The sequence below is a fragment of the Rhizobium skierniewicense Ch11 genome (genome assembly GCF_023757665.1).
GTDB classification, from domain to species: Bacteria; Pseudomonadota; Alphaproteobacteria; order Rhizobiales; family Rhizobiaceae; genus Agrobacterium; species Agrobacterium skierniewicense.
The window spans coordinates 457908-478821 of the sequence record NZ_RXPG01000030.1 but is presented as its reverse complement, the minus strand read 5'-3'; the positions used below and the strand labels follow the sequence as shown (position 1 = coordinate 478821).

Genomic DNA, 20914 nt, shown 5'->3' with positions numbered 1-20914 from the left:
TCTTTACTTTGCAGTCTTGGCGTCTTCCATCAGAACGGCGCGCACATCGACGCCCGTGCCCTGATAGCGGCTGAGATTATCGGCAGTGATCAACGCCTGCGGGGTGGCCACCACGCGCGGCAATTTTTGACCAGCGACGAGGCGCAGTGCTGTTTCCAGCGCGACTTCACCTGTCAGAACCGGGAAGCTATCGACTGTGCCGGTCAATTCGCCAGCCTTGATCGAGGCATAGGCATCAGAGATGCCATCCGTACCGAAGACTGCGACCTTGCCGGCAAGACCCGCAGCCTTGACGGCTTCGACAATACCAAGCGCCATGCCGTCATTGTTGGCGTAGAAGCCGATCAGGTCGGGGTGCTGGTTGAGGATGTTGGTCGCTGCGTCATAGGATGTCTGACGATCCCAGTTGCCAGGAACGCTGGCGACGACCTGAAACTTGCCACCTTCGCTGATGGTCGACTTGAAACCATCGGTGCGCTGGACGGCCGCGTAAACACCGGCCTGCCCTTCAACAATAGCGACCTTGCCGCCCTGCGGACGGTTCTGAATGAACCACTTGGCAACGCGTACGCCGTTGTCGCGCTGCACGTTACCGACATAATGTTCGGCCTGCGGGATGACGGCATCGTTGACGTTGACGACAGGAATATTGGCTGCCTTGGCCTGTTCGATGACCGGCTGCAAGTTGGCATCCGTCTGTGGCGATACCAGCAGGACGTTATAGCCCTGCGTGATCATGCCCTCGGCAATGGTAAGCTGGCCGAGTTGGTCACCTTCGCTCTGGGCCGCTTGGTAAGCAACTGGTACATTGACCTTCTTTCCGAACGCCTCATAGCCCAGACCCAGGGAGCGCCAATATTCGTTGGTCAGCGTCTTGGACACCGCTCCGGCCTTCGTACCCTCTGGCATTTTTGGGAACGGGCCAAGCTTGGCTTCGAGCTGCGACCAGTCCATGCGGTCTTTTTCCGTGTCGGAATTGAGCGGTGCAAGTTCCTGCGCGAAAGCGGCGCTGAACAGAAAGCTGGCGGCAAGCCCCGCAGCAACGGTCGTCTTCAAAAAGGTCTTCATCGGTTTCCTCCCGGATGGTGTTGTTTTCGGCAAACCTTCGGCCTGCCTTTGGTGAAAGGTTCAGATTTAGAAAAAGTCAGCGGTTTTGCTTCAGCCGAGCATAAGCTCCTGAATGACCGCCTGGGCCGAGACGGCGTCCTGCCGCTCTACGGCACCGGACAGGCGATTGTCCTGATCGATACGATCAACGACTTTCAGCATGCGCTTGACGGTCTGGATGTTCACTTCGCACTCGTGAACGGGGTCTAGACCTGTCATATCCGGGAACGTATCGAAGTAGATCGCGCCATCGTAGCCATCCTTGCGGATCTGCCGCAGAAGCTCGATCGTCTGCTGCGTGTGGACGGCGCCTACCATCAGGCCGTCGTCGCGCTTGGCATAACCATCATTGAGATGAACACCGAGCACGCGGCTGTAACGGGCGATTAGCGCTGCGGCAAATGCAGGTTGTTCGTCGGCATAGAGAACATGCGCGAAATCCAGCGTTACGCCGAGATTGGGCATGTCAACGTCCTTGATGGCGAGAAGCGTCGTGGCGCAATCGGGCATCAGGCTGTAGGAGCGCGGCTCGTTGGGCTTGTACTCAATGCTGACGAGGCAATCCGGATCATGGGCACAAACTTCACGAATTCCGTCGATCTCGTGTTGCCATAGCGTATGGTAGTCTGCCTGGAACGCATAATCGAAGCCGTCCTGACCGAGCCATAGGGTCATGAGGTTGCTGCCCGCCGCACGGGCTGCATCGATACCCTTCTTCGTCAGGTCGATCGCCTCACGTCGCACTGCCGCATCCGGATTGGTAAAAGCGCCGATCTTGAAGGCCGGATTTGTGTAATAGCGCATTGCAAAACCATTGATCGCAAGGCCCAGATCACCAATCTGTCGGGCCAAAAGGGCTGGATCATCTGCGACGTGGTCTGGATAATTGAGATCGAGATCGGTCAATCCGTCCACCTTTGCAGCGCGCGTCGCCATCTGCAGCATCGTCGGCTTGCCGGAAAGGTCAGGCCATTCGGCCTGCGGCTTCGAGGCGAAAGAATTCAAACGTGTGGCAAATTTCAATGGGGTCAAGGCAATGGCTCACTTCAATCGTTGTTGCGACAACTTCACAAATTAATTTTATTTTGTAAAGCTATATATGTTGTGCATTGCATCAAATCGAACTTTCAACACGCTTTTCCACCGTCAGTCTGGCTCATACGGACGCGCAAATGGGCACGCAGGGCGTGTCATCGCGGATTTCATAAGTCAGAGACATGTACAGTCGGAAACGTTGTATCAGCTGGCTAGAACGGCCTCGATTTCATCGAGCGACGGCATGGCAGGGGCTGTTCCGCGCCGTGTGACGGCAATACCAGCCGCTGCACATCCAAACCGTGCAGCATCCAGTGGACTGGATCCGCGCGAAAGTGCCGCAGCAAAACCACCCACAAAGGCGTCCCCGGCACCGGTCGTATCAATGGCTGGACCGCAGTTGACGGCGGGAACATGGACGGACTGGTCTTGTGCATGAAACAACACGCCGCGCGCGCCCAACGTAATGAGCGCTATGCCGACGCCACGCGACAGCAGCACGTCACCTGCACGCCTTGCGTCCTCCAGCGTGTCAAGCGGATGACCCACGAGTGCGGCGGCTTCGGTTTCGTTCGGAACGATAAAGTCGCAAAGCGAATAGATTTCATCCGGGAAGGCATCCGCCGGAGCGGGATTGAAAATCGTCGTCACCGCTGCATTACGGGCGATTTCCAGCGCCCGGTGCGCCGCCCGTGCAGGCTGCTCCAACTGCGTCACGAAAACCTCAGATGTCTCGATGGTATCCCGTGCCGATTCGACATCATCGATATCGATCGTGCCCGCTGCACCCGCATAAACGATGATGGCGTTGTCGCCGTTCGTGTCGTTGACATAGATGAAGGCTGCGCCCGTGGGCTGATCGTCCATGATCGTCAGCTTGGCCGTGACACCGGCCTGCTCGTAAGTCTTCAGCGCAAGGTCACCGAACGTATCGCGCCCTATTTTGGAGATGAAAGAGACGTCGGCACCGGCACGTGCAGCCGCTACGGCCTGATTGGAGCCTTTGCCCCCCGGACCAACGGAAAAACCACTGCCGCTGATAGTTTCGCCAATAGCGGGCAATCGTGGTGCAAGATAAGCTGTGTCGGCAACGAAAATGCCCAGAATAGATATGCCCGACTTCATGTTGTTCTCCTCAACGCCCTATTTAACCGCCCCGGCTGTCAGGCCCTTGACGATGTAACGCTCCAGGAAAATTCCGACGAGAACAAGCGGCATGATGGCAGCTGTCGCGATCGCCGCCATGGACCACCAGTTGATGCCTTGTGAGCCGGTCTGGCTTGCCACCATCACCGGAAGCGTCTTTGCGTTGGAACTCGTCAGCAGCGCTGCGAAGAAATACTCGTTCCAGCACAGAATGACCGATAGAATGAAAGCCGCAACCATCCCCGGCAGAGCGATGGGCAAAACGATGCGCATGAAGGCACCCCATATCGAGCAGCCGTCCACCAATGCGGCCTGTTCCAGCTCGACCGGGATCGTGTCGAACTGATCCCGCATGATCCAGATGACGATGGGCAGCACCATCAGAGTGTAGACGAGAATAAGGCCAACCAGCGTATCAAGCAGCATCAGATGCTTGTAGAGGACCAGAAACGGCATTGCCAAAACAACGGGTGGCAGGATGAGCTGCGACAGGAAGAAGAAGGAGATATCCTTGTTCTTCATCCAGAGAAATTTATAGGAGAAGCGGCTGAGGCCATAGGCTGCCAGAGAGCCGATGACGACAGCAAGGAAAGATGCGCCCGCAGAAGCGACGATACTGTTGAAAAAGCGCCGGATGAATTCGTCTCGAACAGTAGACTGCGCAAAAATCGTATCCGGCGAAAGGCCGAGAGAACGCCAGCCTTTCCAGTCCGGCGTGAAGTCAACGAAGGGAATGAGATGTCCCTGCGTGACGTTGACAGCCGTCTTGAACGAGGTGGTGATCGTCCAGTAGATCGGAAACAGCGAAATAAACGCCCAGAAGACCAGAGCCGCGTAAATCAGCAGGCTGCTCGTCATAAATTGCGGGCGGCGTGACCACAGGCTTGGTCGTCTTGTGGATGTTTCAACAGAAGTCGCCATGGTTTTAGCCTCAATTGTCACGCTGCATCCACCGGCTCGTTCCTTTGAGGATGAGCGCGACGAAGATAATGATGATGACCAGATAAAACTCCGCCAGCATGGTTCCATAGCCGACATTGGAGCGATCGCGGTACTCACGGAAGATGAAGCTGGACACGGTGTCCGTTGCACCGCCCGGTCCGCCAGCGGTGACATTGATAACGATATCGGCGAGTTTCAACTGGAAGATGATGCGTAGGATGATGACGGTGATGCTGACCGGCAGCATCAGCGGGAAGGTGATTTCCTTGAAACTCTGCCAGCCGGAGGCACCGTCCACCTTCGCCGCCTCCTTGATTTCCGAAGGCAGCGCCTGAAGGCCTGCCAGCAGCAAGATCATCATGAAGGGAATGGACACCCAGGCATCCATTGCAATGATGGAGGAACGCGCAAGCCAGGGTGTCGCAAAGAATGCCGGATTGTCCCAGCCAAGATGGCGGGCGAGCGTTGCAGCCGGACCGAATCGGTATTCCATCAACGACTTGCCGATCATCCAGCTGACCGCGACAGGGCTCAGCATCAGTGGCAACAGAAAGGCGACGCGAAAAAATTTGCGCGCCTTGATCTCGGCGTTGAGAAGCAATGCCAGACCGAAGGCAATGGCATATTGGACCAGCACCGATAGAACATAATAGACCATGTTCAATAGTGCGTTCCAGAAATAGCGATCCGCAAACAGGGTTCGCAGATTATCGAGGCCGTTGAAACGACGCCCCGCAACCGCACTGAGATTCCAGTCGGTAAAAGCAATGTAGAGGCCGAAAACAGTGGGGAAGACTACCATGGCGACGGTGAAAAGAACAGCAGGCAGCACGAAGGCCGCCTTTTGCCCCGCCTCCCCCCGGATCAGAATCTGCGCGGCGCAGAGCGCTGTTGCCCAGATGATGTAGGCAAACAGCAGAGGTCGCCAACTGACGAGACCAAGCGTGGTGAGGCCCGCTGCCTCGAAAATCTGTAACGCAAAGACGACGAAAAGCAAAACAGTTGCCGCCAGAAGCAAAAGCTTGCCCCGTCTGACAGCGCTCGTTTTAACATGGGTCTGTTCCACCGGTTGCAGAGTTGACGTGATCGTATGCGACATGGGCAAACCTCAAGGCTGGAAAGCCGTATTCAAGCGGGCATGGCTCAGGCGGCGCGATATGGGCCGCCTGAGTCTGAAGGTTACGGCATCAAACGCCCAGTGAAGCCTTGTAGAGCGCTATCTGCTTTTCGCGGCCAAGCTGGTCTGTGACTTTCTCCCAGGCTGCCGCAATGGCATCCGCCCCTTCCTGCGCGCTTGCCTGACCGGCAAACACTTTGGCCAATTCGTCTTCCGCAACGCTATAGTATTGGAAAATGCCGGGAATTCGCGGCTCGATCGCAGCGTTCGGGTGGTTGTAGGAGTTGGACTGCGAAGCGAGGTAGTTCGAGATGAACGCCTCGTCATAGCCAGCCGTTACCCATTCCTTGATATCGAACTGGCTCTTTCGATAGCACTGGAAGCCGGATGGATAGGCGGCGGTCCACAGAGCGATGTCCTTGCCGCCCAGATGCGCTGCCGCACTCCAGGCCGCTTTCTTCTTTTTCTCGTCGCTGTCGACCCGTGCCATGACGTAAACGCCCCAGCCGAGATAGGCCATGTTCGGCGCGAAATTGGGACCGCTTGCGAGCTTGTCCCATTTGCCGGTCTTGGAATTGTAAACATCGTCAGAGCCTGGCAGAATATCAAATCCAATGGTTTCCCCGATGACGGAGGTGTCGCTGGTGCGCGCGGCGGCACCCACATCACCCCACCACGAGACCATCGATCCGGTTCCTGCCAGAAACTGCTGGAAGGCGGCGGTGCCGGGATCGGCGTTCAGCTGATCGCCCGCTTCCGATGGCAGCGCATCCATCACGTCCTGAATGGCGCGAACCCAGGCAGGATTGTTGATACGCGGCTTCATCGTGTCGGTATCGAACAGCCAGGCCTTGTCGTCAGGATGCTTGGCATAGGCCGTGGCGCGGCTACCGAGGAAGTAGAAGCCGAAACCGCCCCATGCCTTTGGCGAATCGAGATAGCCGATGGCGTCCATGCCGCCGACGGTCTTGCCCTTGAGGAACTTGGTGACTTCCTGAACTTTCTGCCAGGTCTTGGGAACGCCCCAATCGCCCTCATGGTCTTCATCCTTCCAGGCCTTGGCCAGATCGGCATCGGTGAAATAGTCGGTGCGATAATTAAAGTTATGGCAATCACCATCGACGGACACACGATAGGTCTTGCCGTCCCACGTGCCTACAGGCGCCTTCAGGTAATCGACGTAATCATCCATGTCGATCTGGGCCTTGACCCAATCCGGCATTTCGGATGCCAGGCCCTTGCCGCAGACATCGCCCTCGAAAGGCGCGCCCATTTCAAGCAGATCGAAATCAACCGTGCCCGTCGCGATTGCCTGCTGAAGCCGCGGATTGTAATCGGCCTGTGCCAAGTCGATCCAGGTGATTTTGGCCCCGGTATAATCTTCCCAAGGCTTGAGGAAGCCGCGGAACAAGACGTTATGAAGGTTCTGGTTGTTGAGACCCATGAAGGAGAGCTCGACACCGGCAAACTCGCCCTGCTTCACGGTCTTCTTGGTGGCTTCGAGACACATCTCACCAACCTTTTGCCAGTCGGCATCGGTCGGCGAACCCTTGCCCACGCCTGGCACCTGCAGAATTTGCGTCCGAAGGTTTGCGTCCTGCGCGTAAGCGGCGCCGATAGGACCAAGCATGCTACCCGCAGCGGCCACTGCGCCAAGGCTTGCGCTGGTTTTCAAGATAGCGCGGCGGCTCAGGCCTATCGCCATCATTCTTTCGAAATCACTGACTTTCATGCGGTTCTCCTCCCGTTGATTTGGTATCGTCGCCGTTCTCCTCAAGGCGACGAAAAGATTTTACTCCAGCCGCAGCCCGCTTTCGCCATCGAACAAATGAACCAGCGCTGCGTTCGGCGTCATTGCAATCGTGCCGCCTGCTGGCTCCTCCACACGGTCGCGAAACACGCCGATGATCTTCTGCTGTCCAAGCTTGGCAAACACCTGCGTTTCCGAACCGGTTGACTCTACTACCGTCACCTGCGCATCGACGGAACCGCCGAGCGTGAAATGCTCAGGCCGGATACCGTAAAACGCAGACTTTCCGTCGGATCCGGGCGGCACGCGCAAAAGCGGCAATCGAATCCCCTCCTCCGCCTCGAAATACGGTTCCGGAGAATGCCGGATATGACCCTTGATGAGGTTCATAGATGGAGACCCGATAAAACCGGCCACGAATGTGTTGGCGGGCTTGTCGTAAAGCGTCAGAGGTGAGCCGATCTGCTCGACCCGGCCATCACGCAAGACGACAATCCTATCCGCCATGGTCATGGCCTCGACCTGATCATGCGTCACGTAAATCATCGTCGTGGCCAACCGCCGCTGCAATTCCTTGATCTCCGCGCGCATCTGCACACGCAGTTTGGCGTCAAGGTTGGAAAGCGGCTCGTCGAACAGAAAGACCTTGGGGTCACGAACAATGGCACGCCCCATCGCCACGCGCTGGCGCTGGCCACCGGAAAGCTGGCGAGGATAGCGGTTGAGATAGGGTATGAGGTCAAGGATCTCAGCTGCCTTGCGCACCTTCGCGTCGATATCTGCCTTGGCTTCGCCGCGCATTTTCAGCGCAAACCCCATATTCTCCGCAACGGTCTTGTGCGGATAAAGGGCGTAACTCTGAAAGACCATCGCGATATCACGGTCCTTCGGCGGCAAGTCGTTGACCACTTTGCCGTCAATCTGGATATCGCCAAACGTGATTGGTTCGAGACCGGCGACCATGCGCAGCAGCGTTGACTTTCCGCAGCCGGACGGTCCCACCAGAACGACGAATTCCCCGTCCGGTATTTCAACGGAAACGCCATGGATCACCGTCAGGCTACCATAGGCTTTTCCGACATTGACGATGTTCATCGATGCCAAACGTTTTTCTCCTCCCACGGCGCCGCGCACTCCTCGCGACGTCGCATCCCTCCCTGATCAGCCGGCGGGTACAGCGAAGAGCCGCACCCGCCGGAGCTATCCTTGGGAGGATGTCATCCGTTGCGCAAACTTCACACATATTTTATTGATTGTAAATTGGCCGATTTGGATAACGCGAAATATTTGTCGATCCACAACGACCCAGCCTTAAAATGTCATATTTACTGCTAAATCTACTGAGGAATTTGTTGAAATTTCAAAAATTTTCCCGCAGCCTTTACAGCTATCCGTTGCTACATTACAAATATGACATAAGTCGTGAAGTTCACAGCCGGATTTTAAGGGAGGAAATGGTCGTGCTCAAAGGAATAGATCCGGTTATCAATGCTGAACTTCTATATGTACTGATGTTGATGGGGCACGGCGACCAATTGGTTCTGTGCGACATCAATCACCCCGCCCAGACCATCGCAAAACACACGACCCATGGTCGCATCATCAACGTGTCTGGCTGCGGTCTCGAGCGAGCTGCCGAAGCAATCCTCAAGCTCTTCCCGTTGGATACATTCGTTGAGGCACCGGTCAAGCGTATGCAAGTCGTTGGCGACCCGGACGGTCAGGTGCCCATCTTTTCAGCGATGCAGACCGTCGTCAATAGCGCAGAGGGACGTTCGATCCGGATTGAGGCGCTGGAGCGCTTTGATTTCTACGAAGCAGCGAAGCGTTCATTTGCCATCGTACGAACGTCCGATCCTGGGCCCTATGGCTGCTTCATCTTCACAAAGGGCGTCTGTTAGCAAGATCAAGCCAGTGCGGCGTCCTGTTTGGCAACAGTGTGCCTAACGGATGGATCAAACCAGTCCCAGCTGTTTTTCTGGCTCCGCTTCATGCGATAAAGCGCCTGATCCGCGGCATGCAGGAGTTGATCCAAATTGCCGCCGTGATCCGGGTAGAGGCTGGCACCGATCGTAGCGCCGACCTCGACGCTCTCTCCCCGCACGCAAAAAGGCTTTTGAAAAGCCGTCGCTATCCTTTGGCACACCCGCTCGGCCACGCCTTGGTCTCTCAGCCCTGGGAGGAGAATGACGAATTCGTCCCCACCCATGCGCACGATTGTATCATTGTGACGAACGGACTGGCGAAGCCGTGTCGCCACCATTTTCAGAATATCGTCTCCGGCCTCATGACCATAATGGTCGTTGATCGGCTTGAAATTGTCGAGATCAACCATCAGAAGCGCCGTCATCGGCTGCCGTCTCGATGTTTCTGTATTGGCGATGATCTCAAGCCACTTGTCTTTCAAGACACGCCGGTTTCCAAGGCCCGTCAAAGGATCTTCGTTGGCAATGCGTTTCAGCACGTTTTCCGTGAGTTTCTGCGCGGAAATGTCTTCGAAAACTGCAATAGCCAGATCGAACTCGTGCAGGACAATGCCTCTGTGCAAAGCCGACACGGTGGAGCCATTGGCATGTCTGACGTTGACTTCAAACTCCTGGATTTCAGTGATACCCGACGATTTGCGCTTCCAGAGGGTGTCCCAGCGAATGCGCGCCTGTTTTTGCTCGGCGTCATCGAGGTAGGTTTCATCGATCCAATCATCGACCGTCATGAAGCAGCCGTTCTGATATCCGAACGTCCGGGTGAAAGCCTTGTTCATGAAACGGATATGGCCATCGGGTATGGATGCCCAGGAAATCGGAATTGGCAAGGTGTCGAGGATGACGATCAGGTCCTCATCGAATCTGGTCGTGCCTTTCGCCATACGTGCGAAAAAATCTTTCATGTCACTGACCTTTTAGGGATTTCAAGAGAGGAATGCTCTCTCGAAACGAGGATTCGATTTGGATATCAACACGCCAGGAGAATTTTCGGCTGCTGGCGCTCCATCAACCATTCTACCAGTGCGGCGCTTCTGACGGGGCGTGACAACCAGTAACCCTGGATTTCGTCGCACCCCATTGCCTGAAGCAAATCAGCAGTCTCAACCGTTTCGACACCCTCGGCAACGACCCGGTAGCCAAGGCTGTGGGAGAGATCGATCATCGAGCGAACCAGCACGCGTTCGCGATTGCCATTGATCATATCCGACACGAACGAGCGATCGATCTTGACGATATCCGCAGGCAGTTTTTGGAGGTAAGCAATACTGCTGTAGCCGGTACCGAAGTCATCGATCGCGAGTTGCACGCCTGCCGCCTTCAATTGATCGAGCAGACCGAAAGCGCCTTCGGTTTCCTTCATCATGACAGTTTCAGTCAATTCCAGTTCGATCTGGTCCGGATCCACCTGGTATTTTGCAAGCTTCGTCATCAATCTTTCGAAGAAATCCTGCTCTTCGAGGTTCAGTGCCGAGAGATTGATCGACAGCTTGAAGCGCATGCCACGGGCCCGCCATTGGGACAGATTCGACAAAGCCTCGTCCAACACCCAGTCTGTCAGGCTCCGCGCGCAGGATGAAACCTCGATGACTGGGATGAACTCTACCGGCGATATCGGGCCAAGCACGGGGTGGTCCCAGCGCAGCAGTGCTTCAGCGCTCAAGACCTCACCTGTTTCCACGTCCATACGCGGCTGGAAAACGAGGGACAACTGGTCATCGGATGTCAACGCTGCCCGGAAATCCTGTAGAATTCTATAATTACGGCGGTGACGCAAATCCATTGCGGGTGAGAACAAACCAATTTTGCTGACACTTTCGCGCGCATCCTGCGCCGCGCTCTGCATCGAGCGCAAGACATCTTCTGGCGACGTATTCTGTGGATGGAAGACAACGATGCCGATCGATGGAGTCATCGCCATCTGAAAGGCGCTGTCGGCTTGCAGTTCATGCAGCTTCTGCTCCAGCAGGAGTGTATAATCGTCGACGTTCACGCCTTCCTGTGCGAAAAATGCAAACTGCATGGGACCGACATGGTAGGGAGCGTCATCCGGCCCGACATGCTCTCTCAAGATGTTGACGGCGGCCTGAATGGACGTATCGAAATAGGATGGGCCGAGCACGCGCGAGAGGTGTTCGAACTGTTCGGTCTGCGCCAGGTCGAGCAGACAGATGATCCGCTCCTTCACATCGCCACGCGCGACCATGTCCGAGAGATCGTTGAGCAACTGATAGCGATTCGGAAGTCCGCTGGACGGCTCTATGCGCCCCAGTGCGTGGGTCAGTTCCACCTGATCCATGACCATTGCCGCAAGGTCGACCAACGTCGCCATTTCGTCCGAGGTTATGTCACGCGGCTCAGTTCCCAGAACGCACAATGCACCGAGACCAAAGCCCTCAGCAGTTATAAGCGGCGCTCCGGCGTAAAAGCGAATGCCAGCATTGCCAAGGGTGCTGTCTACATAACAGTCGTCATCTTGAAAATCATTGATAACGAAAGGTTTTCTGCTTTCGGCAACCTCAGAACAGGGCGCTTTGTGACGTGGAATTTCATTGTGGTCGACACCCACCTTTGACTTGAACCATTGGCGATGCGTATCTGTCAGGGAAACCGCAGCGATCGGAAGGCCGAAAATATTCGCCGCGAGCCGCGTTATCCGATCAAAGTTTTCGCTTGGAAGCGTATCGAGAAGACGTAAATTCTTGAGGCTGGCAAGTCTGGCTATTTCATCGTGCATTCGTCGTGTCCATAGCAAAGCCATCGTGCAGGCCTGCACGTGCGCTTCACTTAACTGAGGGGTCTCTTCATTTTTGATGCAGCGATGCCGGGGAGCTCGCGCCAAATGGCGGCTCGGGTCGACCCGGCAGTTTTAAGGCATCATGCCTATGCTTCTTAAGAAATTCCGTATTGCCATTGTTTTACATCACAATAATTGAACTACATATAAATCGTTCCGCAGGAGTTCTTTTCATAGTTACGAAAATGGTAACCCGGCTATGAACTTTGTCCCCATGTCATATCGACAAGGGGTACCCTCCTACCGCATGCAACACTATTGAAGAAAATAATAATCGTTAGCCTTTGACGATAATAATTTAATTTCAATGATTTGATTATTATTCAGGCACGTGAAATTTAGATAGTTGGCACACACCATCGCACGATATACTGCTCTCCAAAATAATTCGAAAAACATTTCCCAAACGGCACCGATTGCCCCGTTATGCGTTATGATATTGCCATCAGGATGTTCAAATGCTCACCAATCAATGGCTGTCTCTTCTCATCATCGCGCTGATGATGGGCGCTTTCCTTTGGGGAAAATATAGATACGATGTGGTTGCGGTCGGCGCATTGCTCGCGGCTATATGCGTCGGTATTGTTCCAGCGAAAGAAGCTTTTTCCGGGTTTTCAGACGATATCGTCATCATCGTCGGTGCTGCGCTGATTGTCAGTGCCGCCATATCCAGATCCGGGGTTATGGATGTCGCATTGCGTCGTCTTTCCCCGGAAAGGCGTGGCCCTCGCGCCCAACTGATCATACTGGTGGTGATCGTCGCGGTTCTCTCGGCCTTCATCAAGAACATCGGCGCATTGGCAATCATGATTCCCGTAGCCATTCAGATGGCACGAAAGTCGAGCGTATCACCATCCATGTTCCTGATGCCGATGTCCTTTGCATCGCTGCTCGGCGGACTGATGACGCAGATCGGAACTTCTCCCAACATCATCGTCTCCCGCGTGCGGGAAGAAATTACGGGCCAGCCTTTCACCATGTTCGACTACACACCGGTAGGACTGGCACTCGTGGTCGCAGGAGTCGTTTTCCTTGGCTTTTTCTACAAATTGCTACCGGAGCGAACCCGCGACAAAGCCTCGATGGATGATGCTGTCAAGATCAAGAACTACACGACCGAAGCCAAGATCACGTCCACATCGACCGCCATTGGCCAATCTATCAGTTGGCTCCAAAAGCCGGGTGGCGGTGATGCAATGGTCACGGCCATTGTCAGCCCGCTTGGAAAAAAGCGAACACCCCTGCCCGATACCATTTTGAAAGATGGTGACCTTCTGATCATTGAAGGGGAGCAAGGCGCCCTCGACAAACTCGTCAGCGAGGCGAAGCTGCAACTATCGGACCGCAAATATGAGCCCTCGAGCTCCAGAGACATCAGCGCAGTCGAGGCCATCGTTGGCGAGCATTCGCGTCTGGTGGGGCTGAGTGCAAAGGACGTTGCGCTGTTTGACAGCACCGGCCTCAACCTGCTTGCCGTCAGCCGGCGGGATAAGCGCTTCAGCGAACGGCTGGGAGAAATAAAGATCCGCAATGGTGACATTCTCGTGCTGCAAGGCGACCTGCAAACTCTTCCCGATCTTCTGAGAGAATGGGGATGTCTTCCCCTTGTCGAGCGGAATCTCAAGCTTGGCAGTACGCGTAACGCATTGCTTCCGGTCGCTATTCTCGCCGTTACCATAGCAGCAACGGCATTCGGTGGCGTACCGGTCGCTGCAGCGTTCTTCGCGGCCGCGTTTCTCATGGTGGTCACCGGCGCCTCGCCATTGCGCGAAGTTTACCACCATCTCGACGCCCCCATTCTGATTATGCTGGCGGCACTGATCCCGGTCAGCGATTCGCTGCGAACGACCGGCACAACCGACATCATCGCCAACTTGCTATCGCGCACTGCTGAAATGTTGCCGCCTTACGGCGCGCTGGCGCTGATCATGGTGGCTGCCATGGCGGTGACGCCGTTCCTCAACAATGCGGCCACAGTGCTGGTCATGGCGCCTATTGCGGCGACCTTTGCTGGCAAGCTCGGCTTTCAACCGGACGCATTTTTGATGGCCGTGGCGATTGGGGCAGGTTGCGACTTCCTGACCCCGATTGGACACCAGTGCAACACGCTCGTCATGGGACCAGGCGGGTACCGGTTCGGAGACTACGCGCGTCTCGGCCTGCCCTTGTCGTTCATCGTATTGATTGTCAGCGTTCCCATACTACTCATGGTATGGCCAATTTAGCCCGCTGTACGATTGCAAAAAACCGTGTGGAGCTAAGGCTTCACACGGCTCTCTCGGTCTGATGCAAACTGTCAGCAATTACGCCAGTTCAGGCAATCCGCTCAGAAGCTTGTCAAGCGTGACAGGATAGTCTCTGACGCGAATACCGGTGGCGTTGTAAACCGCATTTGCTATCGCAGCAGATACGCCACAGAGGCCAAGTTCTCCCACACCCTTGGCCTTCATAGGAGACGACATCGGGTCGGTCTCATCGAGAAAAATGACCTCCTGCGCTGGGATGTCGGCGTGGACGGGGACTTCGTAGCCCGCCAGATCGTGGTTGACGAAAAAACCACGCGTTGTATCGACCGCAAGTTCTTCGGACAATGCACCGCCAGCGCCCATTGTCATGGCACCGATAACCTGGCTCCGTGCGGTGATAGGGTTGAGGATACGTCCTGCGGCACAGACCGCCAGCATGCGACGAATGCGGGTCTCACCCGTCGCGATATCGACGCCAACTTCGACGAAATGTGCGCCGAAGGTGGATTGCTGGTGTGTTTCCGTCAGATCGCCCCACTCCATCTTGTCTTCGCCCACCAAACCATCCGGTCCAGCAGCTTCCGCAAGCGGTACAGTGCGGTTGCCCGATATGACTGCGCCGCCCTCGAACACAGCGTCCTGCGAGTTGAAGCCAAGTTTTTTGGCGATTTCCTCGCGGAGTTTCACACAGGCAGCATAAACCCCAGATGTCGAGGAGTTTGCACCAAACTGTCCGCCAGAACCGGCCGAGACAGGAAAGGCGGAGTCGCCCAGTTTGACGTCGATCTGGTCGACGGAGAGTCCCATCATTTCAGCCGCTGTCTGCGCAATGATCGTATAGCTCCCCGTGCCGATATCGGTCATATCGGTCTCTACGGTGATTTTTCCGCTGTTATCGAGCGTCACACGCGCACCGGAGGGAACAACGAGATTGTCGCGAAACGCTGCAGCGACCCCCATACCGACAAGCCATTTCCCATCTCGGCGGGTGGCAACGTCAGGACGGTTGCTCCACCCGAAGCGGTCCTTGCCGACAGTCAGGCAGCCGATGAGGTCTCGATGAGAGAAAGGGCGCTCTGGTTTTTCCGGGTCAACCTGCGTGTCATTGATGATACGGAACTCGATGGGATCCACACCCGCCTTTTCCGCAATCTCGTCAATCGCAATCTCAAGTGCCATCAGGCCGGGTGCTTCACCGGGCGCGCGCATGGCGTTGCCTTCTGGAAGGTTCAATTCGGCCAGCCGCATCGCTGTCATTCTGTTCTTGCCTGCATACAGCAAGCGAGTCTGGTTCACCGCGACTTCAAGTTGACCCTCGGGTTGATCGCCTGACCAGCTCTCGTGTCCGATGGCGGTGATCTTCCCCTCCGTATCTGTACCGATGCGAATGCGCTGAATGGTGGCCGGCCTATGCGTTCCATTGTTGATGATGAAGGGGCGCGGCAGCGCCACTTTCACAGCACGCTTCGCTTCTTTCGCGCCGAATGACGCGAGAACGGCATCGACGCGCAGGAACAGCTTTCCGCCGAAACCACCTCCAATATAGGGTGACCTCAGCTGAATTTTGTCCTTGTCGATACCAAGCGTCGTCGCGAGATCCGTACGCCACCAGTCAATCATTTGGCTGGAAGACCAAATGGACAGTTTGCCATCGTCCCAGGAGGCGATGGACGCATGCGGCTCCATCATGGCGTGGGATTGATCCGGTGTTGTGTAGGACTGGTCCAGCGTTACGGGTGCCGCCCGAAATGCGACATCAAAGTCACCAATGGCAGTGTCCGGCTTTTGCTTTTCGTCCGGTTTTTTCGCCGAATCCTTTTCGGCATGGAGATCGAAAGCGCCTTTTTCCTCGATGTAATCGACCTTGACGAGAGATGCAGCGGCGCGCGCCTGTTCAAAAGTTTCAGCAACAACAACAGCAATAGCCTGATGGTAATGCTGGATCTCATCGCCGCCGAACAGATTTGCCGTATTGAACTCACCCTTCTCAAGCTTGCCAACGTCTAGCGTGGTGACAACCGCCAGGACGCCGGGAGCTTTTTTTGCAGCATCGACATCCATCGCCGTGATGCGGCCTTTCGCGATGGCCGAGCCAACGGGATAGCCATACGCATAATGCAGGTCGGGGTCGTGCCACTCATAAGCGTAAGTCGCCCGCCCTGTCGTCTTGAGCTGACCGTCGATACGGTGGATGGGCTTGCCGACGACCTTGAGTCGATCAATGGGATTGGTGGTGGCTGGTGTATCGAATTTCATGGCTCAACCCCTTGCTTCGGAGAGGACAGCGCCGAGCGTACGCTCAACGAGATCGACCTTGAAGCGGTTCTGTTCTGTAGGACGTGCGTCGGCGAGAATTGCGCGGGCCGTTTTACGGGCGCCGTTGGTAAGCTCGGCTTCGGCCGTTTCGACACGCCAGGGTTTGTGGGCAACGCCACCAACGGCGACCCGGCCCGTTCCATTTTCGTGAATCACGGCTCCGACAGAAATCAAGGCAAACGCGTATGATGCCCTGTCTCTGACTTTGCGATAAATTTGTTTTCCGCCCACAGGTGCCGGCAAAACCACCGAAGTAATGAATTCTCCTGCTTCAAGCGTCGTTTCGATATGCGGCGTATCACCGGGCAAGCGATGGAGCTCTTCGATGGGTATGGCGCGTTTGGTGCCATCAGGCTTGACCGTTTCCACAGTCGCATCCAACGCCCGCATGGCAATTGCCATATCACTCGGATGGGTCGCGATACAGGCATCGCTGACACCCACCACCGCGTGCTGCCGGCTAAAGCCAGCGATGGCGGAACAGCCGCTACCGGGGCTGCGCTTGTTACAGGGCTGGTTGGGGTCATAGAAGTAGGGACAGCGGGTCCGCTGCAGCAGGTTGCCTGCAGTTGTCGCCTTGTTTCGAAGCTGGCCGGAAGCACCGGCCACGAGAGCGCGGGATACGAGCCCATAATCACGGCGCACGACAGCGTGGGAAGCCAACTCTGTATTGCGCACCATTGCGCCAATGCGCAAGCCGCCTTCCGGCGTCGCTTCGATTGCATCAAGCCCCAGACCATTAACGTCGATCAAATGGGTTGGTGTTTCGATCTCGAGTTTCATCAGATCGAGAAGATTCGTTCCACCAGCGATAAATTTTGCATCGGGATTGGAAGCGGCAGACTTCACCGCTGTTTCGATTGACGTTGCGCGCTCGTAGGTAAAGGCCTTCATGCTCTGACACCCCCCACGTCCGAAATGGCATCAATGATGTTGGCGTAAGCGCCGCATCGACAGATGTTGCCGCTCATGCGCTCACGCACTTCGTCGGCTGTCAGTTGGACCGGAGTGGTCAGATCGCTCGTGACGTGGCTGGGGATATTCGCTTTTATCTCCTCAAGCACCGCCACGGAGGAACAGATCTGCCCCGGCGTGCAATAGCCGCACTGGAACCCGTCATGCTTGATAAAGGCTGCCTGCATCGGGTGGAGATTGCCGGGCTCGCCCAGCCCTTCGATCGTCACGACCTCGTCGCCATGATGCATGACTGCCAACGAAAGACACGAGTTTATCCGTTCACCACCGACCATGACCGTGCAGGCACCACATTGGCCATGGTCACATCCTTTTTTCGTTCCATTGAGATGAAGATGTTCGCGCAAAGCGTCCAGCAACGTCGTTCTATTATCTAAGTCGAGCACGTGGCTCTCACCATTTACGTTGAGTCTGACTTGAGAAGAATGTTCCATTTGGCTCCCCGGAATATGCGCCACCGCGCTTCCGGCGACACCCGCTGCCGCATTCACCGCGACAACTTGGTAAGTCAGTTCAACTCAAAAAGTTCCCGTGATTTTTTAATAGCCTACTGGTTGCACAGCCACATGTCCTCGTAACGGGTGTCCTTGTTCAAGTCCTGGCACGCGACGCACAGTCGGTTTTGCAGCTATTTCCAGCCAATGAAGAGATGCACGCGCTTGTGCAACATGATGATAAGCGTAAAGTCCCAGTGTTTGCTGCGGCGCTTACCGCTATCGCGTCGGTATGCGTAGACACTGAATATCTGGAGACTGTGATGAGGACTGAAGACGACCATGGGCATGGCGATCCGCTCGATGTGGCCGAACGCTGGAAAAAACGCGGCCGTGAGGTCGCGATAGCGACCGTCATCGAGACATGGGGCTCGGCACCCAGACCTCCCGGCAGTCATCTCGTCATCGATGCCGAAGGCAATTTCGAAGGCTCGGTTTCGGGTGGCTGCGTTGAAGGCTCGGTGATCGCCGCGGCGATTGATGTCATCGGCAACGGGACGTCGGAAATGCTTGAATTCGGCGTTGCCGATGAGACGGCATGGGCCGTGGGCCTGTCCTGCGGAGGACGCATTCGCGTCTTTGTCGAGAAAGTGCACTGATGGATCTGATCAGCCTTCAAACGCTGAACCGCTACCGTTCAGACCGTATCGCGGCAGCGACGATTACCAATCTCGATACTGGCAGCAGTCGTGTTGTAGCCGATGGCGAGGCTGTCGAGGGTGTTCTTGGCCAAGCCATCACAGCTGCGCTTCAATCCGGAAAGTCTGCTAGCGTCACCGTCGAAGACACCTCCTATTTCGTGAATGTCTATGTCCCGGCGACGCGGATTGTCATCATCGGGGCGGTCCATATCACACAGGCACTCGCACAGATGGCGCATCTGACCGGTTTTGATGTCTGCATCATTGATCCGCGGACCGCGTTCGCCACCACTGAACGCTTTGCACAGATGGATTTAACGGCCGATTGGCCGGAGGACGTCTTGAAGAACCGTCCGCTGGATCCGCATACGGCGCTTGTTGCCGTGACACATGATCCGAAGATCGATGACTTTCCGCTCGCCGAAGCGCTCCGAACCGGTTGTTTTTACGTCGGCGCGCTGGGGAGCCGCAAAACCCACCAGGCGAGGCTGGCACGGTTGAAGGACCAGGGATTGACCGAGGCGGAGCTTTCTCGCATCGCCGCACCTATCGGACTTGATATCGGTGCGGCCACCCCCGCTGAAATTGCTGTCGCTATCCTCGCAGAAATCATCAGCACACTGCGCTCTGGAAAGCCGAGCCTATCAAGGTAGATGGTTTAAGCTCTCGACCAGAACACCCCCAGCGGCTTCCACGGCTTGGGGCGTGTCGACATCCACTTGCGCTGCGGAACCGATCTCGACGTTGATGATCGGCAGGCCTGACGTCTCGATCAGATGTCGGGCACCGACATCACCTTCCAGACGCAGGATGGCGTCATGCAGGGAGCGCGGCAGGATAACTGGATTACCGGGTTTGCCGTCAAAAACGGCCCGGACGATTGCGGTGGCTCCCGATGCGTCGAAAGCATCGATAAGTTGATCGAGATGCACGCTAGAGAGGTCCGGCATATCCGCCAGCATAACCATGATACCGTCGGCATTGCGCGCCTCCTGCGTGGCGAACCCCGTCGCGAGGGAGCTCGCCATGCCCGATGCGTAATCCGGGTTGATGATCGTTGACAGCTTCAGGCCCGACAGGACGTTTATCAGGTCGTCTGCTCTGTGGCCGAGGACTAGGGCAACCGATGACGCCTTGCTACCAACTGCGACGGTGGCAGTCCGACGCAGAAGTGGAATCCCATCGAATTCGGCCAGCAACTTGTGAAGACCGCTGCTACCCATGCGGCTCGACATTCCGGCTGCGAGAAGAACGATTGCGACAGACATCTGGTCTTGCCTTTCTGAAACGTTATCTCGCGGCATCGGCCGTGAGCGAATTTCTTTCAATAGGCCGCCGACACCCAAGCCTGCTATCATGCCACCATCAGGCTTTTCACCTGTCAAAACACGCTCCAGGATCCAGTCGAACCCATTTTCCATCGGGCTGCGCGCACATCCCGGCGCTCCTATGACATGGGTTTCACCGATAAGGCCCAAAACCAGAAGATTTCCCGGATCGACGGGCATTCCAACCCGTAAAACGGTGCCCCCAGCCTCCCGGATGGCCTGCGGAATAACGTCGCCTTCATCGATGACAGCAGACGCACCAAAAACGACGATCAATTTCGGGGCATCGTCTTGCAGGGCTGAAACCTCTCTAAGCGCTTCTGAAAGTGCCTGCGTTTCATGCGTTGTGCGACTCTCCCGCTGTAGGGAGTTGCCACAAACGGCAAGACGTCTGGCCAGGATCCGGGCTGTCTTGTCCATGACAGAAGGCTTTAGTCTCGGCAATTCGGTGGCAATCAGACTGACGGCGAAGCGTTTGAATGGTCGCACACAAAATGCGGTCTGTTCCTTCATCACGGAACAGGCCGCCTCGATCTTCGACCTTGGAACAGCAAGTGGGATGATCTTAAACGTCGCGACAAGGTCATCAGCATTCACTCTCGAGTGGTCTGCCAGACAGGCAACGGTGATGGCAGGATCAATGCTGTTGAAACAGTCGATGACGGCTTTGTTTGCAACGAACACGCCTTTGACCGTCGAGTAGACATTGACCCGACCGGTTCTGGCTTCCGAAAACCTCAAGCTGTCCGCGCTCGCAGCGACAGCCAGCATGCTGGCTGCATCATCTTCACTCAGGTCGTCGCTCTCGAGGCGGGCAGCCGTTACGGTTTTTAATCCAGCCGCTTTCAAACGCTGCAAATCGGACCGCTTGAGAACGTGCCCCTTGGACAGATCGACACCGGAAAACCGCAGGGAATGGGCGAGCAAAAAACCCGTCGCATCATCAATGGGAAATTGCCCGAATTTCATGTGTATTGCCCCATGACGCGTCAGCCCGCGCGATTTGAGACATGCAAACGCCATGCATCCTGATTGGAT

General features: G+C 55.9%; 17 protein-coding genes. 4 read left to right on the top strand and 13 right to left on the bottom strand.

The genetic code is table 11. The features are described from left to right. Nucleotides 1–3 precede the first annotated feature (3 nt). The 7 genes from EKM04_RS22075 to EKM04_RS22045 all read right to left on the bottom strand — a co-directional run bounded on the left by EKM04_RS22075 (nucleotide 4) and on the right by EKM04_RS22045 (nucleotide 8201). Nucleotides 4–1068, bottom strand: coding sequence for a sugar ABC transporter substrate-binding protein (locus EKM04_RS22075; RefSeq protein ID WP_183893570.1), 1065 nt, complete (start codon nucleotides 1066–1068; stop codon nucleotides 4–6). A gap of 90 nt (nucleotides 1069–1158) precedes the next feature. Next, entirely contained in the window at nucleotides 1159–2130 is a 972-nt protein-coding gene (locus EKM04_RS22070; RefSeq protein ID WP_174155381.1) for a sugar phosphate isomerase/epimerase family protein, read from the bottom strand. A 216-nt stretch (nucleotides 2131–2346) separates the two neighbouring features. Beyond that, nucleotides 2347–3267 (bottom strand): ribokinase, encoded by a 921-nt coding sequence (gene rbsK, locus EKM04_RS22065; RefSeq protein WP_183893568.1) that lies wholly within the window; start codon nucleotides 3265–3267, stop codon nucleotides 2347–2349. Nucleotides 3268–3285: 18 nt separating this feature from the next. Then, nucleotides 3286–4146: a carbohydrate ABC transporter permease gene (locus EKM04_RS22060; RefSeq protein WP_412762946.1), complete on the bottom strand. Its 861-nt coding sequence runs from the start codon at nucleotides 4144–4146 to the stop codon at nucleotides 3286–3288. 73 nt (nucleotides 4147–4219) lie between these two features. Continuing rightward, nucleotides 4220–5329 carry a carbohydrate ABC transporter permease gene (locus EKM04_RS22055; RefSeq protein WP_183893566.1) on the bottom strand — a complete coding sequence of 370 codons (1110 nt, stop codon included), beginning with the start codon at nucleotides 5327–5329 and terminating at the stop codon, nucleotides 4220–4222. A gap of 88 nt (nucleotides 5330–5417) precedes the next feature. Beyond that, complete coding sequence (locus EKM04_RS22050; protein WP_183893564.1) at nucleotides 5418–7079, bottom strand: type 2 periplasmic-binding domain-containing protein; 1662 nt, start codon at nucleotides 7077–7079, stop codon at nucleotides 5418–5420. Nucleotides 7080–7139: 60 nt separating this feature from the next. After that, nucleotides 7140–8201 (bottom strand): ABC transporter ATP-binding protein, encoded by a 1062-nt coding sequence (locus EKM04_RS22045; RefSeq protein WP_183893563.1) that lies wholly within the window; start codon nucleotides 8199–8201, stop codon nucleotides 7140–7142. A 248-nt stretch (nucleotides 8202–8449) separates the two neighbouring features. On the opposite strand from EKM04_RS22045, the gene EKM04_RS22040 reads away from it, so the two are divergent. Next, nucleotides 8450–8998: an RbsD/FucU family protein gene (locus tag EKM04_RS22040; RefSeq protein WP_234910842.1), complete on the top strand. Its 549-nt coding sequence runs from the start codon at nucleotides 8450–8452 to the stop codon at nucleotides 8996–8998. Nucleotides 8999–9003: 5 nt separating this feature from the next. Here EKM04_RS22040 and EKM04_RS22035 read toward each other — a convergent pair whose 3' ends face one another. Together EKM04_RS22035 and EKM04_RS22030 are read right to left on the bottom strand one after the other, a co-directional pair. Further along, nucleotides 9004–9984: a sensor domain-containing diguanylate cyclase gene (locus tag EKM04_RS22035; RefSeq protein WP_183893561.1), complete on the bottom strand. Its 981-nt coding sequence runs from the start codon at nucleotides 9982–9984 to the stop codon at nucleotides 9004–9006. Between the two features lie 65 nt (nucleotides 9985–10049). Next, nucleotides 10050–11816, bottom strand: a complete 1767-nt coding sequence (locus EKM04_RS22030; protein ID WP_183893559.1) for a sensor domain-containing phosphodiesterase — start codon at nucleotides 11814–11816, stop codon at nucleotides 10050–10052. 518 nt (nucleotides 11817–12334) lie between these two features. Here EKM04_RS22030 and EKM04_RS22025 point away from each other — a divergent pair. Further along, on the top strand, nucleotides 12335–14101 hold the full coding sequence (locus EKM04_RS22025; RefSeq protein ID WP_183893557.1) for an SLC13 family permease: 1767 nt from the start codon (nucleotides 12335–12337) through the stop codon (nucleotides 14099–14101). A gap of 78 nt (nucleotides 14102–14179) precedes the next feature. Here EKM04_RS22025 and paoC read toward each other — a convergent pair whose 3' ends face one another. From paoC to paoA, 3 genes are read right to left on the bottom strand one after another with little or no spacing between them, the layout of a single operon-like run. Next, on the bottom strand, nucleotides 14180–16378 hold the full coding sequence (gene paoC / locus EKM04_RS22020; RefSeq protein WP_183893555.1) for an aldehyde oxidoreductase molybdenum-binding subunit PaoC: 2199 nt from the start codon (nucleotides 16376–16378) through the stop codon (nucleotides 14180–14182). Between the two features lie 3 nt (nucleotides 16379–16381). Next, a complete protein-coding gene (locus EKM04_RS22015; protein WP_183893553.1) occupies nucleotides 16382–17332 on the bottom strand; it encodes an FAD binding domain-containing protein in 951 nt (316 codons plus the stop codon). Next, nucleotides 17329–17925 carry an aldehyde dehydrogenase iron-sulfur subunit PaoA gene (gene paoA, locus EKM04_RS22010; RefSeq protein WP_183893779.1) on the bottom strand — a complete coding sequence of 199 codons (597 nt, stop codon included), beginning with the start codon at nucleotides 17923–17925 and terminating at the stop codon, nucleotides 17329–17331. Before paoA ends, EKM04_RS22015 begins: the two co-directional genes overlap by 4 nt. A gap of 245 nt (nucleotides 17926–18170) precedes the next feature. On the opposite strand from paoA, the gene EKM04_RS22005 reads away from it, so the two are divergent. Both EKM04_RS22005 and EKM04_RS22000 read left to right on the top strand, forming a co-directional pair. Beyond that, nucleotides 18171–18506: an XdhC family protein gene (locus EKM04_RS22005; protein WP_183893551.1), complete on the top strand. Its 336-nt coding sequence runs from the start codon at nucleotides 18171–18173 to the stop codon at nucleotides 18504–18506. Further along, nucleotides 18506–19201, top strand: a complete 696-nt coding sequence (locus EKM04_RS22000) for an XdhC family protein (RefSeq protein WP_183893549.1) — start codon at nucleotides 18506–18508, stop codon at nucleotides 19199–19201. The genes EKM04_RS22005 and EKM04_RS22000 overlap by 1 nt, the downstream gene beginning before the upstream one ends. On the opposite strand, the gene EKM04_RS21995 is transcribed toward EKM04_RS22000, so the two are convergent. Further along, nucleotides 19193–20845, bottom strand: coding sequence for an NTP transferase domain-containing protein (locus tag EKM04_RS21995; RefSeq protein ID WP_183893547.1), 1653 nt, complete (start codon nucleotides 20843–20845; stop codon nucleotides 19193–19195). The two genes, EKM04_RS22000 and EKM04_RS21995, sit on opposite strands and share 9 nt — an antisense overlap. Between the last annotated feature and the right edge of the window lie 69 nt (nucleotides 20846–20914).

What these genes read in the sequence shown, in the direction of transcription:
- EKM04_RS22075 (WP_183893570.1), bottom strand. Translation starts at nt 1,068, where the DNA reads ATGAAGACCTTTTTGAAGACGACCGTTGCTGCGGGGCTTGCCGCCAGC.
- rbsK (WP_183893568.1), bottom strand. Translation starts at nt 3,267, where the DNA reads ATGAAGTCGGGCATATCTATTCTGGGCATTTTCGTTGCCGACACAGCT.
- EKM04_RS22060 (WP_412762946.1), bottom strand. Translation starts at nt 4,146, where the DNA reads ATGACGAGCAGCCTGCTGATTTACGCGGCTCTGGTCTTCTGGGCGTTT.
- EKM04_RS22055 (WP_183893566.1), bottom strand. Translation starts at nt 5,329, where the DNA reads ATGTCGCATACGATCACGTCAACTCTGCAACCGGTGGAACAGACCCAT.
- EKM04_RS22050 (WP_183893564.1), bottom strand. Translation starts at nt 7,079, where the DNA reads ATGAAAGTCAGTGATTTCGAAAGAATGATGGCGATAGGCCTGAGCCGC.
- EKM04_RS22035 (WP_183893561.1), bottom strand. Translation starts at nt 9,984, where the DNA reads ATGAAAGATTTTTTCGCACGTATGGCGAAAGGCACGACCAGATTCGAT.
- EKM04_RS22030 (WP_183893559.1), bottom strand. Translation starts at nt 11,816, where the DNA reads ATGCACGATGAAATAGCCAGACTTGCCAGCCTCAAGAATTTACGTCTT.
- EKM04_RS22025 (WP_183893557.1), top strand. Translation starts at nt 12,335, where the DNA reads ATGCTCACCAATCAATGGCTGTCTCTTCTCATCATCGCGCTGATGATG.
- paoC (WP_183893555.1), bottom strand. Translation starts at nt 16,378, where the DNA reads ATGAAATTCGATACACCAGCCACCACCAATCCCATTGATCGACTCAAG.
- EKM04_RS22015 (WP_183893553.1), bottom strand. Translation starts at nt 17,332, where the DNA reads ATGAAGGCCTTTACCTACGAGCGCGCAACGTCAATCGAAACAGCGGTG.
- EKM04_RS22005 (WP_183893551.1), top strand. Translation starts at nt 18,171, where the DNA reads ATGAGGACTGAAGACGACCATGGGCATGGCGATCCGCTCGATGTGGCC.
- EKM04_RS22000 (WP_183893549.1), top strand. Translation starts at nt 18,506, where the DNA reads ATGGATCTGATCAGCCTTCAAACGCTGAACCGCTACCGTTCAGACCGT.
- EKM04_RS21995 (WP_183893547.1), bottom strand. Translation starts at nt 20,845, where the DNA reads ATGAAATTCGGGCAATTTCCCATTGATGATGCGACGGGTTTTTTGCTC.